This window comes from Pseudomonas sp. LA5 (assembly GCF_028640825.1).
Classification (GTDB): domain Bacteria; phylum Pseudomonadota; class Gammaproteobacteria; order Pseudomonadales; family Pseudomonadaceae; genus Chryseomonas; species Chryseomonas aestiva.
In genome coordinates this window covers 192,571-206,737 of sequence record NZ_JAQYZY010000024.1, presented here as the reverse complement: position 1 = coordinate 206,737, position 14,167 = coordinate 192,571, and the positions used below count along the sequence as shown (strand labels likewise).

Here is a 14,167-nt window from a genome sequence, read left to right as displayed (position 1 = left end):
AGAACGTCGCAGCGAGCATCGAACGTTTTCTTATGGTGGAGAAGGTGCTCATAGCGAACCGGTATATCCCTTGCCGCTTACGTCTCACCACACCCGTCGTGTTGTACGTTATTTGACCACTGCGCTCTGAGCCCAGCCTTCACGCGCGCTGGCCAGGTACCACCCCCAGGATACCCCCCAGTCCCAAACAGCTTATCCACGCCTTATCCACAGCCGGAATCGTGACAAACGCGACATCTAGTGGCCCTTGCACCCCTGCACCACCATATATAGCAGTTCGTCGGTATGACCCGGGACGGCGAAACACCCCTCTGTCAAGACTGTCTTCCCTAGCGAGGAGGGCTTATCCTGTTGCCCGAATGATGAATTTCCAGGGTCCCTGACCCCGAACGTCGATTCCCTCGGGAATCGGCGGCAATACGGCTTTTCGTTGGAATCTTCAGGGGTAAGGACGCGATCAGCAGTCGTCGCGCAGGCCCAGACCAACACTTTTCCGGATCGCCGGCTCGCCGACGATCCCCTCTTTCCGATCAAGGGAGTTCCGCATGCACACCGACCTGACCCGCGAGCAAGCCCAGCAGGGCCGCCCGGCGCAAGATGACAGCCAGGACCTGGGCGCCACCGCCCCCGGTCAACTGCGCGTCATCAAGCGCAACGGTACCGTCGTCCCCTATACCGACGACAAGATCACCGTGGCCATCAGCAAGGCTTTCCTCGCCGTGGAAGGCGGTAACGCCGCGGCCTCCTCGCGCATCCACACCACCGTCAAGCAGCTCACCGACCAGGTCAGCAGCACCTTCAAGCGCCGCATGCCCTCCGGTGGCACCATCCACATCGAGGAAATCCAGGACCAGGTCGAACTGGCCCTGATGCGCGCCGGTGAGCAGAAGGTCGCCCGCAGCTACGTGATCTACCGTGAAGCCCGCAGCCAGGAGCGCAAGCAGGGCGCCGTCAGCGACATTGCCGAGCCGCACCCGAGCATCCGCGTCACCAAGGCCGACGGCACCACCCAGCCGCTGGACATGGGCCGCCTGAACACCATCATCAGCGAAGCCTGCGAAGGCCTCGAAGAGGTGAACGGCGAGCTGATCCAGAAGGAAACCCTGAAGAACCTGTACGACGGCGTGGCCGAGAAGGACGTCAATACCGCCCTGGTGATGACCTCCCGTACCCTGGTCGAGCGTGAGCCCAACTACTCCTACGTCACTGCCCGCCTGCTGCTGGACAGCCTGCGCGCCGAAGGCCTGAGCTTCCTCGGCGTCGCCGAGTCCGCCACCCACCACGAGATGGCCGAGCTGTACGCCAAGGCCCTGCCCGCCTACGTCGCCAAGGGCGTGGAGCTGGAGCTGCTGGACCCGAAACTGGCCAGCTTCGACCTGGAGCGCCTGGGCGCCGCCATCGATCACGAGCGCGACCAGCAGTTCACCTACCTGGGTCTGCAGACCCTGTACGACCGCTACTTCCTGCACAGCCACGGCACCCGCTTCGAGCTGCCGCAGCTGTTCTTCATGCGCGTGGCCATGGGCCTGGCGCACATGGAGAAAGATAAAGAAGCCCGCGCCATCGAGTTCTACAACCTGCTGGCCAGCTTCGACTACATGGCGTCCACCCCGACCCTGTTCAACGCCGGCACCCTGCGTCCGCAGCTGTCCAGCTGCTACCTGACCACCGTGCCCGACGACCTGTCCGGCATCTATGGCGCCATCCACGATAACGCCATGCTGTCGAAGTTCGCCGGCGGCCTGGGCAACGACTGGACCCCGGTACGCGCCCTGGGCTCCTACATCAAGGGCACCAACGGCAAGAGCCAGGGCGTCGTGCCCTTCCTCAAGGTGGTCAACGACACCGCCGTGGCGGTCAACCAGGGCGGCAAGCGCAAGGGCGCGGTCTGCGCCTACCTGGAAACCTGGCACCTGGACATCGAGGAATTCCTCGAACTGCGCAAGAACACCGGTGACGACCGTCGTCGTACCCACGACATGAACACCGCCAACTGGATCCCCGACCTGTTCATGAAGCGTGTCTTCGAGGACGGCAACTGGACCCTGTTCTCCCCCGCCGACGTACCGGACCTGCACGACCTCTACGGCAAGGCCTTCGAAGAGCGCTACGAGTACTACGAAGCCCTGACCGAGTACGGCAAGCTCAAGCTGCACAAGACCATCAAGGCCAAGGACCTCTGGCGCAAGATGCTGTCCATGCTGTTCGAGACCGGCCACCCGTGGCTGACCTTCAAGGACCCGTGCAACCTGCGCAGCCCGCAGCAGCACGTGGGCGTGGTGCACAGCTCCAACCTTTGCACCGAGATCACCCTGAACACCAACAAGGACGAGATCGCCGTGTGCAACCTGGGTTCGGTGAACCTGGTGAACCACATCGTCGACGGCAAGCTGGACGTGGCCAAGGTCGCCCGTACCGTCAAGACCGCCGTGCGCATGCTCGACAACGTCATCGACATCAACTACTACTCGGTGCCCCAGGCGGAGAACTCCAACCTCAAGCACCGTCCGGTCGGCATGGGCATCATGGGCTTCCAGGATGCGCTGTACCTGCAGCACATCGCCTACGGCTCCGATGCCGCCGTGCAGTTCGCCGACACCTCCATGGAAGTGATCAGCTACTACGCCATCCAGGCCTCCTGTGACCTGGCCGAAGAGCGTGGCAGCTACTCCAGCTTCCAGGGTTCGCTGTGGTCCCAGGGCATCCTGCCGATCGATTCCGAGAAGCGCCTGATCGAAGAGCGCGGCGCCAAGTACATCGAGGTCGACCTGTCCGAGACCCTGGACTGGGCCCCGCTGCGCGAGCGTGCCAAGAAGGGCATCCGCAACTCCAACATCATGGCCATCGCGCCGACCGCGACCATCGCCAACATCACCGGCGTGTCCCAGTCGATCGAGCCGACCTACCAGAACCTCTATGTGAAGTCGAACCTCTCGGGCGAATTCACCGTCATCAACCCCTACCTGGTACGCGACCTCAAGGCCCGCGGCCTGTGGGACTCGGTGATGGTCAACGACCTCAAGTACTACGACGGCTCCGTACAGCAGATCGAGCGCATCCCGCAGGATCTGAAGGACCTGTACGCCACCGCCTTCGAAGTGGAGACCAAGTGGATCGTCGAGGCTGCCAGCCGTCGCCAGAAGTGGATCGACCAGGCCCAGTCGCTGAACCTGTACATCGCCGGCGCCTCGGGCAAGAAGCTCGACGTGACCTACCGCATGGCCTGGTTCCGCGGTCTGAAGACCACCTACTACCTCCGTGCCCTGGCTGCCACCAGCACCGAGAAGTCCACCATCAACACCGGCAAGCTGAACGCCGTGAGCGCCGATCCCATTACCGGCGTCCAGGCCAGCGCGGCCCCCGCCCCGGCCCAGAAAGCCGAAGCTGCTCCCGCCCCCGCACCGGCTCCGGTGCCCAAGGCCTGCAGCCTCGACGATCCCGAGTGCGAAGCCTGCCAGTAACACCCCAAGCCCTCTCCTAGTAGAGGGCTGCTCTTTATCCCCTCTCCCCCGGGAGAGGGCCAGGGTGAGGGTCGAATCCCCCACCTGCGCACCGCTCTTATCCCCTCTCCCTCCGGGAGAGGGCTAGGGTGAGGGCCCGCCGCCCCGCCCCCACCGCACAGCCACCCAGGAGACACCCCATGCTGAACTGGGAAGAATTCGACAAAGACGACGACGCCACCCCCGCCAAGCCCGCGCAGGCCGCTGGCCAACAGGCGCCTGCCCAGACCGAGCGCCTGGACTCCGAGGGCGACGCCCTGGTCCACGACGCCCGTGCCCCATCCGCTGACGACTCCGACGCCGTGGCCCGCGCCAAGGCCGCGCTGAACGAGCTGGACATCCAGGAAGGCCTGGACGACCTGGAAGGCTCGTCCGCGCGCGTGCACGTCGGCGACAAGCAGATGATCAACGCCCGCGCTGACCTCAACCAGCTCGTACCCTTCAAGTACGACTGGGCCTGGCAGAAGTATCTGGATGGTTGCGCCAACCACTGGATGCCCCAGGAAGTGAACATGAACGCCGACATCGCGACCTGGAAGAGCGCGGACGGCCTCACCGAGGACGAGCGCCGCATCGTCAAGCGCAACCTCGGCTTCTTCTCCACCGCCGACTCGCTGGTCGCCAACAACCTGGTGCTGGCCGTCTACCGCCTGATCACCAACCCCGAATGCCGCCAGTACATCCTGCGCCAGGCCTTCGAAGAGGCGATCCACACCCACGCCTACCAGTACTGCATCGAGTCGCTGGGCATGGATGAAGGCGAGATCTTCAACATGTACCACGAGATCCCGAGCGTCGCGAAAAAGGCGAGCTGGGGCCTCAAGTACACCCGCTCCATCTCCGACCCCGAGTTCAAGACCGGCACCCCGGAGACCGATCGCCAGTTCCTCAAGAACCTGATCGCCTACTACTGCGTGCTGGAAGGCATCTTCTTCTACTGCGGCTTCACCCAGATCCTCTCCATGGGTCGCCGCAACAAGATGACCGGCACCGCCGAGCAGTTCCAATACATCCTGCGTGACGAGTCCATGCACCTGAACTTCGGCATCGACATGATCAACCAGATCAAGATCGAGAACCCGAGCCTCTGGGATGCCCAGATGAAGGACGAAGCCACCCAGATGATCCTCCAGGGTACCCAGCTGGAGATCGAATACGCCCGCGACACCATGCCCCGCGGCGTGCTGGGCATGAACGCGGCGATGATGGAGGACTACCTCAAGTTCATCGCCAACCGCCGCCTGACCCAGATCGGCCTCAAGGAAGAATACCCGGGCGCCACCAACCCCTTCCCCTGGATGAGCGAGATCATGGACCTCAAGAAGGAGAAGAACTTCTTCGAGACGCGGGTGATCGAGTATCAGACGGGTGGGGCGTTGAGCTGGGATTGAAGACAAAGCCCCGCATTGCGGGGCTTTTTTACAAATGCAGGGATAGCAAGCTTAAATGCCAACAAAACAAAATCCGTTTTCTTTATACGACTTTCTCGGATATCTGATACCGGGAGCGCTGCTACTTTATTTTTTCAGCTTAATCACCCCAGAACCATTAGAAAGCTTCCTAAATATACATATAAAAAGCATAGCAACGACCTACCAAGCCGCCCTAACACTGATTACAGCTTACATGCTAGGACAGCTGCTAGGCGTAGTTTCTTCATTTACGCTTGAGAGAAGCTACATAAGAAAACATGGCTATCCGTCTCGAAAGCTTTTGGGCCATAAGCCGGCAGGTGATAAAAAGCCCACTAACAAAATAGAATTATTCTGGGATGCTCATATATTTATAGCTGAAAAAATTTCCAAAATACTAGTACCTGACCAATCATTCAGCGCCAACGCCTTAGAAAAACCCGTAATAGAAATTATAGAAAACAAAATAAAGGATTACTTCGTAAAGAATCACAAAACGAAAGATACGTCCGAGATTTTAACATTAGAGTATTTTCATCACATATATCATTATTGTGTAGAAAATTCACCTAACCATCTACCGAAAATCCAAAATTATGTCGCACTGTATGGATTAATGTGAAACACAGCTTGTGTTTGCGCCATATCAACATGGGGGATATTAATAAACTCAGCATACTTCCTTATACTATCAATATCTCAAGGTGAAATCCCATACTTTTCCAGTATAAAGCTAACTATGATTTTCACATCAACAGCTGTTTTTTCAATTTTCTATCTTGGCTTTTCAAAGTTCTACAAAAGATACTCTACTGAGGTGATTATGGCTTTTTCGGTATCTTATGAATACGAAAAAAGAGAACGCAGCAAATACAAACTCAAGTAAAACACAACCCGAGAACGGCCATAAAAAGACCAAACAAATCTCAAAATTTAAAATCAAGCCATGAAAGAAACCTCAGATAAAATCATAGAAAGAAAAGAAAATCTAAGAGAAAGCGCCTTAAAAATCATAGACTTTATAGAAAAAGCGAAATGGATTTTAACGTTATCAGCTGCATTCATATCCCTATCTTTCATATCAAAGTATTTATGGGCGATAGGTCATCCTGAGTTAATGCTTGATTCTATCTCAAATCCGACCAACATATTTATCTGGCTGGCCTATGTTTTAATCACACTCATAATAATATTACTTTCATTTGTAGTCCCCTCATCATGTTTCGCACTAAGCATGCAACTCTTCTCCACCAAAGAAGTAGATAGAAAGTATTTAGCAAGAACACTCGCAAAATGCAGCGCCCTCTGCTTCGCTATTTTCCTACTAAGTATAATTCTACTTTTTTTTGACTTACATCCACCTGTTTACGCCACATACTTGGCAAGTATCTTCGGCGCTTTTATCTATTTACTCCATGAGCTACCAAAAAGAAATAAAGATCTAACAGCGCACTTACTGAAAGAACTTGCCGATACAAAAAAAATCAATAGAGCATCTGCCATCTACAACTTCTCTGCCCTCGTTTTTTTAACAAGCTTCACAGCCATGTGCTGCCTATTCTTCCCGATGCAATTAGTCTTGAAGGCCTGGAGAGGTGCAGAACATGGTCTAACAGCAGGCATTTCGATAATTGCAACGCTCGCCGCCATGTACATCTATCTTTTTCCCGCTATTTTTTACTACTCTTTATTCAAAGGAGACAGAGTTGAGAAAGCAAAAAAAGCTGCTGTCGTCATGATTACAGCCCTCATTTTGAATTTTGCACTCATGCCTAGCCTACTTGATATATGGGCATATGCCGCTGCCAATCTGATAAAGATCAGGGATAATAGGACTTTCCTATACGCCATAGATTCAAAAGACTATCCACCCACCATATTCCCCAAAGACGAATGGAGCACAAAGGCAAGTAGCAGCGAATTTTATACCATATCAGGGTTTCGACAATTCAAATTCGGAAGCATACTACTACTATGCCCTTCGAAATACTCAACTACAGAGCTGAAAGACATTTATAAATACTCAAAAAAATGCATAAGCTTGGCTAGCGAAAAGGCAAAACCCATCACTGAAGTGGAAAAAGAAAAAGAATTTCCGCCTTATCAGAAAACATAACCTCTAATCTTTCTTAGCGATTCTTTACCATAATTGGAATAGATTTCGCCGTTTCTAGCTAACGAAGGCGTGGGGACCAATTGCAGAGCACCACTGTACTCAAGGAAGACTCATGCCCCGCTGGACCGACCAACCCGCCACCGACACGGATGCCTTCTTCGACTTCATCCTCAAGTTTTCCGGTACCTTCCTGCGGCGTCATGCTTCGCTGCTGGCCAAGGGGCTACCTCCGACCCTGGGCTTCGGGATGTTCCTGGCCTATTTCGCGCGTAATCACTTCTATCCCAGCTTCGATCTCTTCCAGTTCTCGTCGCTGTTGCTGGCGGCTGCCTGCCTGGGCTTCCTGACCATTGGTGCCTTCGTCGCTGCTCTATTTCTGCCAGGAGCCTGGGTCTATTACCGCTTCATCAATACGCCGGCGATCAAGGAAGACATCACCTACGCCCTGCCCTATCGCGGCGAGGGGCGCTTTCGCAAGATCATGCTGTTGATGACGCTGGTGTTCTTCGTGCCCTATCTGCTGGCGGGGTTCAGCGATGCGGCCATTCTCTTCGTCGATCCTGAGCTGTTCGTCAGCGTTGCCTTGCTGGCGCCCATCCCCATCACGTTACTGGCGGGCATGGCCGTGCAGTGGCTGTTCGACTTACGCCGCTTCAGTTTTCTGAAGTTCGTTTGGGAAGCTTACCTGTCGACGATGGTCGTCGGCCTGTTCATTGTCTGGATGCTGGCGCAGGCCTATCCGCTGGTGAGCGATTGGCAGCCATTGCTCAAGTGGGGCGCTCTGGCCATCGCCCCCTTCATCATTGCCTTCGTCACGACCATGACTTCCATGCTGTTCATCGCCGGCTGGAAGGCCGCGATGATGTTTTCGCTGTTCTTCGCCCTCTTTCTGGCCGGCTATAGCGGTGTGCTCACCACCCTCCCCGAGACCATGGTCAAGATGCTCGGCCTGGGTAACTACCAGGCCAGGGCCATCGTGCTCGATACCTCCTATTGCGCCAAGGAGCAGGCCAGGGTGCTGCCTACCGATGACCAGTGCGTGCTCAAGGACGTGCAGGTGGTCTGGTCGCTGGGCGAGGCCTTCGTGCTGCGGCTGGCGGATGGCAGCACGGCGCGGTTGCCGGCATCGGCGATTCGGGCGCTGGTGAAACCCCAGTAACGAACGGGTCGCCTGCGCCAGCCACAGGTCAGGTTTGAATTAGCTTTATCGGCCCGTCATCATGGCGCGCAATCCTCTGCCTCAAGCCCGCGCCTGCCGTGTCGATAAGACTGCGGTGCGGCTCCGCCTTGGCGCGTGCTCGCCCCCGGCAGGGAGCGCCCTTCTCGTATCCAGACAGGTCCGATTCGCCCATGGCACTCGATGCCCCCACCATGCTGACCCTCACCATCGCCCTGGCGGCTGCCGCGGCGGGCTATCTGGCCATCGAATGGCGGTCGGTGCGCGAGTCGGCGCTGCTGTACTGGAGCACGGGTTTCGCGCTCATTTGCGTGGGTAGCACCCTGGCGCTGTTGCGCAGCCAGGGGCTGCTGCTGGTGGGCATCTGGTTCGCCAATGGGCTGCTGATCTTCGTGCATGGCCTCTTCTTGCTCGGCGTGGCACGCTTCACGGCGCGCCGTCTGAGTTTGGGCTGGTGGGCCTTCGCGGCGATCTGGCTGGGGATGTTGCTGCTGCCCAATGAGCCCTGGTGGTCCAAGGTACTGCTGGTGGTGCAGTCGCTCATGATCGGCATACTGGCGGTGCGGGCGAGTTTGCTGCTGCGGCGGCGCAACGCCGGAGAACGGCAGCTGCGCGTGGTGTTGCTGATCCATGGACTCTTCTATCTAGTCAAGATGATCCCACCGCTCACCCCCGGCACCTTGATCGACCTGGCGGTCTATCGCGGTGTCATCATCCAGATCTCGCTGGTAGAGGGGGTGATGGCGGTGATGCTGATCGCCCTGTCGATGACCGGCACGGTGCGCTATCGCCGCGAGCAGCATATTGAGCGCCTGGCCGGCAGCGATCCCCTGACCGGTCTGCATAATCGCCGCGCCCTGGAAGCCGAGGCGCCGCGACTGTTCGGCCAGGCGACCCCGGCCCGACCCGGCGCCCTGCTGCTGATCGATCTGGACAACTTCAAGCTGGTGAACGACCTCCATGGCCACGCGGCGGGCGACAGCCTGCTAATCGCCCTGAGCGAGCTGCTGCGCAGCTCCCTGCCCCGCCAGGCGCTGGCCGCCCGGCTGGGGGGCGATGAATTCGTGGTGCTGCTGGGTGAGGCGTCCGATGCGGATGTCGTGCGTTTGGCAGACACACTGCGCCAGCGCTTCAACCAGCTGGCGGCGCAGCGCCTGCGGACGCCAGAGCCCGTCACCCTGAGTATCGGCGCCGTACTGTTCGATCAACCGCCGGAAAGTCTGGCGGCCTTGCTGGAGCGCGGGGACGGTGCCCTCTACGCCGCCAAGCGCGGCGGGCGGGATGGCTTGCGGATGAGCCTGGGATGAGGCCGCGCTAATGGCTTAGGCTTGGGCGATTGCCTGACCGGAGCCACCATGCCCATCGCCCTCGAATCCCCCGACCAACCCGAGGTGACCGCCCTGATCGCCGAACTGGATGCCTATCAGGACGACCTCTATCCGCCCGAGAGTCGTCATGCCCTGGATCTGACGTCGCTCATGCAGCCGAACGTGCTGTTCCTGGTCGCCCGGGATGACAGCGGCAGTGCCCTGGGCTGTGGGGCCATGGTGTTGCAGGACGACTATGGCGAGATCAAGCGGATGTATGTGAGCCCCAGGGGTCGCGGGCAGGGGCTGGGTGGTCGCCTGCTGGCGGAGCTGGAGCGTGAAGCGGCAGGCCGCGGGTGTGAGTTGGCGCGACTGGAAACAGGGCCCTATCAGCCGGAGGCCTTGCGGCTCTATGAGTCGGCGGGTTACCGGCGGCGTGGTCCTTTTGGAGCGTATCGGGACGATCCGTTGAGTGTGTTCATGGAGAAGCGGTTGATAGTGCACCGTAAATAACATAAGGATTTAATTCAGTTCAAAGCATACGGTGCGAGATTTAGGCAGCCGCCATGGCGGCTGTTTTAGACATTGACAGGTCAAGAGCTAACGAACCCGTAGCAAACGGTCAATCGAAGTATTACATCTGATATCTCACCTAATATCAGCCGAACACAAACAACACAGTTATTTCTCTACCCCAAAAAAAATAACGACATACGTCAAAGTAGTTGCGATCTTTGCTTGGCGTCACTAAAATCCTTTGCTCCTTACAAGCAAAATAGGAAACCAATTATAGGAAATTAAAATGCAGTATCTTTACAGCCAAAAAATTGAGATCTAGCCAACAGCAAGACCATTAAAAACGCCAACACCCAATCACACCCACTAGTAATTTGACCGAGAGCATCAGAGGCCCGCATAGAACTTCAAGACCAAATACTAAAGGGATTCCCCTCTCAAAATTGATCAGAAACCATTTCAAAAAAATCTTTAAACCACATTTCAGTAAAATATTCAAATTCTATAACGCAAATCCCCACATCAAAATACTCAGCACAGAAGAAACGTTTAAAACACGGATCATCGAGATTATAAGAAAAACCCTAAAGCACGACACTCTCCAAACTTAAATTAGGCTGACAGCATGAATAAAGATCAAGCCGTGACACTAAGATTGATAACCCTAAAAAACATTATCAACATTTTGATTCTTGCGATTTCAATTGCGTCCGCGCATTACATCGGTTTTTTGATGCACATTCCATTTGAGATGCTAAGCCTAATAGCTGACAACTTCCTAATAGATTTTATATTTACGTTCATATTTTATGTCACCCTCAGCCTTACCATGTCTCGCGTTATTGCATTTTCTTTATCGCAGCTAATATCTTCAGAAACATCTGCGCTTGCTGCTTTCTCCCTAAGACTAAGAAGACACTGGCCAAATAAATTTAATAAATTCGGCATCAAAGCTTTCAAAGAAAACGCGAAAATTGAAGCTGCATCCTATTGGCTATTCCTAATAACCGCCTTTATTTTCATATTAAATTTCTCATACTCAAAAATCAGCCTTGATAAAGTGGGAAATTTTTCGTGGCTTGTAATCGTCGGAATGAGCATATCAATTATTTCCAAAGCTGGATTCCTCAATAGGAACCCGCTCGAAGCGTCAAAAAGAATTTTTGATAAAAAAAGGGTAAGATTTCACAATCAACTAATCCAAGTAGTAGTAAAGAGTGGTACCGGACTACTTCTAGTCAGCTCCTTTTATTCGGGAATATTTAGGTACGAAAAGGTGATTGATGAAACGCCGCTGGACTTTCAATCTTCGAATTATAACGGAAAAGCCAATATACTCCTTTCATCAGGGCAGAAGTTTTTGCTAATCGAAAAAGCCGATCCAAAACGCTTTATATACACTGACAACCAGAAACTAATCACCTATAGAAAAGAAAAATAGGGCCATGATTCATGACATCACTAAATGAAAGCCGATCCCAGCCTGAATTAACATAAAATCAAGTCAATGCTAGTTCGGAATTTTTTGAACACCGTTCGCTAAATAATTCCGTCTGCGAGACTCTACAAAACTCCTCCGTCCCTTGGGATAGACAGACCTAGCGTCTGGCAGCGAAGTCGTCCTGTAGCTATGAGCCGGTTGGAAGATGCTGTAGGGCAGGTCAGTTGCAGAGGTACAAACGAGCAGATAACAGCGGCTGAAGGCAGCGCGGTTCTGAGCGTATCATCGGCTCAGATGGTGAAGGTCCATGCATTAATCACCCTTGGGTTTCCAATTCGACTAGAAACTCAAGGAGTTCGTAGCGAACAAGGCCGCCTGATATCGCACAACACAACATCACATAGGGAGCCATCAGCCTACCGCTGGTGAAGAATCGATCCTTCACCGATCCGGATAGCTATGTCGATGCCCGCTCCACCAAGTTCTGTATCCAATCGCTCAGTACTGGGGGTACTAGCGCCTGACGCAGACGAACAGCGCATTGCCCGCCTCGCCGGCCCAGGGTTCGATGCGCTGGTAGTCGTGCTCCAGCATCTGCACCTCGAAGTGCGGCTCCAGCAGGGCCAGCAATTCGGGGAAGTCCACCGCCACCATGGGGTGCTCGTCCTGCCAGGTCTGCTGCGCGCCGGCGTGGCGGCGTTCGATGCGCAGGCGGAGTTGCTGGTGTTCGCCCTCGCCCGGGTAGTGCCAGGCGGAGGCGAAGCTGAAGTGGCCATCGGCCCGTTCGACGCTGTGGCCGACGCTGGAGGCATTGTCGATACGGCGCTTGTCGACGGCGTTGAAGCAGAACAGGCCGCCGGGGGTCAGGGCCGCCCGGACCTGCGTCAGGCACGCCTGGAGCCGGGCAAGGCTGCCGCTGTAGTGCAGGGAGTAGAGAAAGCAGGTGATCAGGTCGACCGGCTGGTCCAGCTCGAAAGCGCACATGTCCTGGCAGGAGAAATCCGCCTCGGGGCAACGCAACGCGGCCTGGGCCAGCATCGGCGGATTGAGGTCCAGCCCGCTGCTCTGGAAGCCGGCATCGAGAAAGTGCCGCACATGGGGACCGGTGCCGCAGGCGAGGTCGAGATGACGGCTGCCACCGTTGCCGAACAGTCGCTGCAGGCGCAGCACCGCCTGGCTCTGGGCCCGGTAGTCGATGTCGGCGCAGAGCAGGTCGTAGTAGGCCGACAGGTCGGTGTAGAGGGCGGTGGCGGACATCGCAGGGGCTCGGGGCTGGAGACGCGGGCGCGCATCTTAGTCGGTTTCTACACGCTTCGACGCCTTATACTGGCGGTTTTCCCGAGAGTCCCCTGACGTGAGCAACAAGAGATACGCCTGCATCGGCCTGAGCAACCCCAAGTCGCCGTCCAACGTCGGGTCCATCATGAGGGCGGCGGGTTGCTACGGGGTGGCCTCGGTGTTCTATACCGGCACCCGCTACGACCGCGCCAAGGACTTCGTCACCGACACCAAGAAAGTCCATCAGGACATCCCGCTGATCAACATCGACGACCTGCGCCGCATCCTGCCGCTGGGGTGCGTACCGGTGGCGGTTGAGCTGGTGGAGGGCGCCCGGCCGCTGCCCGAATACACCCATCCCGATCGCGCACTCTATCTGTTCGGCTCGGAGGACGGTTCGCTGAGCCAGGAGCTGCGCGACTGGTGCGAGGACGTGGTGTACATCCCCACCCAGGGCTGCATGAATCTGGCGGCCACGGTCAATGTGGTGCTCTATGACCGCCTGGCGAAGGGTAATAACACCCGCTCCGGTCCGCTGTTTTAACCAAACCCCTGGGTCGGCCGGCGCAAGACCGGATCGAAGGGGTTGATGCGCGCGGCGATCACCCCGGCTTCGCGGCGGAGCAGTTCGATCACCGTGGGCAGGCGCTGGGGGTTGAGGCGTTCGCTCAGGGTGCCCACGCTCAGCGCCGCCACCGCCCGGCCATTGCGGTCGAGGATGGGCACGGCGAGGCCCGCCATGCCGGCCAGCACCCCGGTGTTGCGCGCGGCGTAGCCCTGCTGGCGGACGTTGTCGATCTCGGCGCGCAGCAGCACTTCATCGTAATGATGGGCATCGCGCAGCCGCGGCAGGTTGTAGCGGATCACCTCGTCGCGTTCTTCCTCGGGTAGGAAGGCCAAGATCGCCAGGGCGCCCTGGCCGCCGCCCAGGGGCACGCGACCGCCGATGTCGCCGGTGAAGGTGCGGATCGGATAGGGCCCCTCGCTGCGATCCAGGCACATGGCGTCGAAGCCGCTGCGCGCCAGCAGGAACAGTGAGTCGCCCAGGGACGCCGACAGCCGCAGCAGACTCGGCCGCGCCAGGTCGCGCAGGTTGCCGACCTGGCCGGCGCGGGCCGCCAGGGCGAAGAAATCCAGGCTCAGGCGGTATCTCTTGCTACGGGCGCACTGCTCGACCATGCCCTCTTCCACCAGGCCACGCAGCAGCCGGTGGGTGGTGGGTTGCGACAGGCCGACGCGCTCGGCCAGGCGGGTGACCTTTTCCCCCTCGGGATCACCCTCACCCAGGGCGCGCACCACGGCGAACACCCGGCTGATGGCGCCAACACCTACCTCACCTGCCGCTGTCTTTCTTTCACTGGAATCTTCCATCTACCGCGCTCCAAAATATTCCACTGAGTGAATAAATCTAAAAAAAGAG

General features: G+C 56.9%; 11 protein-coding genes. 9 read left to right on the top strand and 2 right to left on the bottom strand.

The window, feature by feature from the left end:
- The first annotated feature begins 545 nt into the window (after positions 1 to 545).
- The 8 genes from PVZ72_RS05775 (at position 546) to PVZ72_RS05740 (ending at position 11,469) form a co-directional block, all read left to right on the top strand.
- Entirely contained in the window at positions 546 to 3,461 is a 2,916-nt protein-coding gene (locus PVZ72_RS05775) for a ribonucleoside-diphosphate reductase subunit alpha (RefSeq protein ID WP_273861421.1), read from the top strand.
- 179 nt (positions 3,462 to 3,640) lie between these two features.
- Positions 3,641 to 4,891, top strand: coding sequence for a ribonucleotide-diphosphate reductase subunit beta (locus PVZ72_RS05770; protein ID WP_273861420.1), 1,251 nt, complete (start codon positions 3,641 to 3,643; stop codon positions 4,889 to 4,891).
- A gap of 55 nt (positions 4,892 to 4,946) precedes the next feature.
- On the top strand, positions 4,947 to 5,534 hold the full coding sequence (locus PVZ72_RS05765; protein WP_273861419.1) for a hypothetical protein: 588 nt from the start codon (positions 4,947 to 4,949) through the stop codon (positions 5,532 to 5,534).
- A 324-nt stretch (positions 5,535 to 5,858) separates the two neighbouring features.
- Positions 5,859 to 7,028, top strand: a complete 1,170-nt coding sequence (locus PVZ72_RS05760; RefSeq protein ID WP_273861418.1) for a hypothetical protein — start codon at positions 5,859 to 5,861, stop codon at positions 7,026 to 7,028.
- A 112-nt stretch (positions 7,029 to 7,140) separates the two neighbouring features.
- Positions 7,141 to 8,187 (top strand): hypothetical protein, encoded by a 1,047-nt coding sequence (locus tag PVZ72_RS05755; protein WP_273861417.1) that lies wholly within the window; start codon positions 7,141 to 7,143, stop codon positions 8,185 to 8,187.
- A 191-nt stretch (positions 8,188 to 8,378) separates the two neighbouring features.
- A complete protein-coding gene (locus tag PVZ72_RS05750; protein ID WP_273861416.1) occupies positions 8,379 to 9,512 on the top strand; it encodes a GGDEF domain-containing protein in 1,134 nt (377 codons plus the stop codon).
- A 48-nt stretch (positions 9,513 to 9,560) separates the two neighbouring features.
- A complete protein-coding gene (locus tag PVZ72_RS05745; RefSeq protein WP_273861415.1) occupies positions 9,561 to 10,025 on the top strand; it encodes a GNAT family N-acetyltransferase in 465 nt (154 codons plus the stop codon).
- Positions 10,026 to 10,653: 628 nt separating this feature from the next.
- The gene (locus PVZ72_RS05740; protein WP_273861414.1) at positions 10,654 to 11,469 is read left to right on the top strand and encodes a hypothetical protein; all 816 of its coding nucleotides are present in this window, start codon (positions 10,654 to 10,656) and stop codon (positions 11,467 to 11,469) included.
- A 513-nt stretch (positions 11,470 to 11,982) separates the two neighbouring features.
- Here the strand turns inward: PVZ72_RS05740 and PVZ72_RS05735 are convergent.
- Complete coding sequence (locus PVZ72_RS05735) at positions 11,983 to 12,726, bottom strand: class I SAM-dependent DNA methyltransferase (RefSeq protein WP_273861413.1); 744 nt, start codon at positions 12,724 to 12,726, stop codon at positions 11,983 to 11,985.
- Between the two features lie 97 nt (positions 12,727 to 12,823).
- Here PVZ72_RS05735 and PVZ72_RS05730 point away from each other — a divergent pair, with 97 nt between their 5' ends.
- Complete coding sequence (locus PVZ72_RS05730) at positions 12,824 to 13,291, top strand: RNA methyltransferase (protein ID WP_208692104.1); 468 nt, start codon at positions 12,824 to 12,826, stop codon at positions 13,289 to 13,291.
- Here the strand turns inward: PVZ72_RS05730 and PVZ72_RS05725 are convergent.
- Positions 13,288 to 14,118 (bottom strand): IclR family transcriptional regulator, encoded by an 831-nt coding sequence (locus tag PVZ72_RS05725; protein WP_263259819.1) that lies wholly within the window; start codon positions 14,116 to 14,118, stop codon positions 13,288 to 13,290. The genes PVZ72_RS05730 and PVZ72_RS05725 overlap by 4 nt on opposite strands.
- Positions 14,119 to 14,167: the final 49 nt, after the last annotated feature.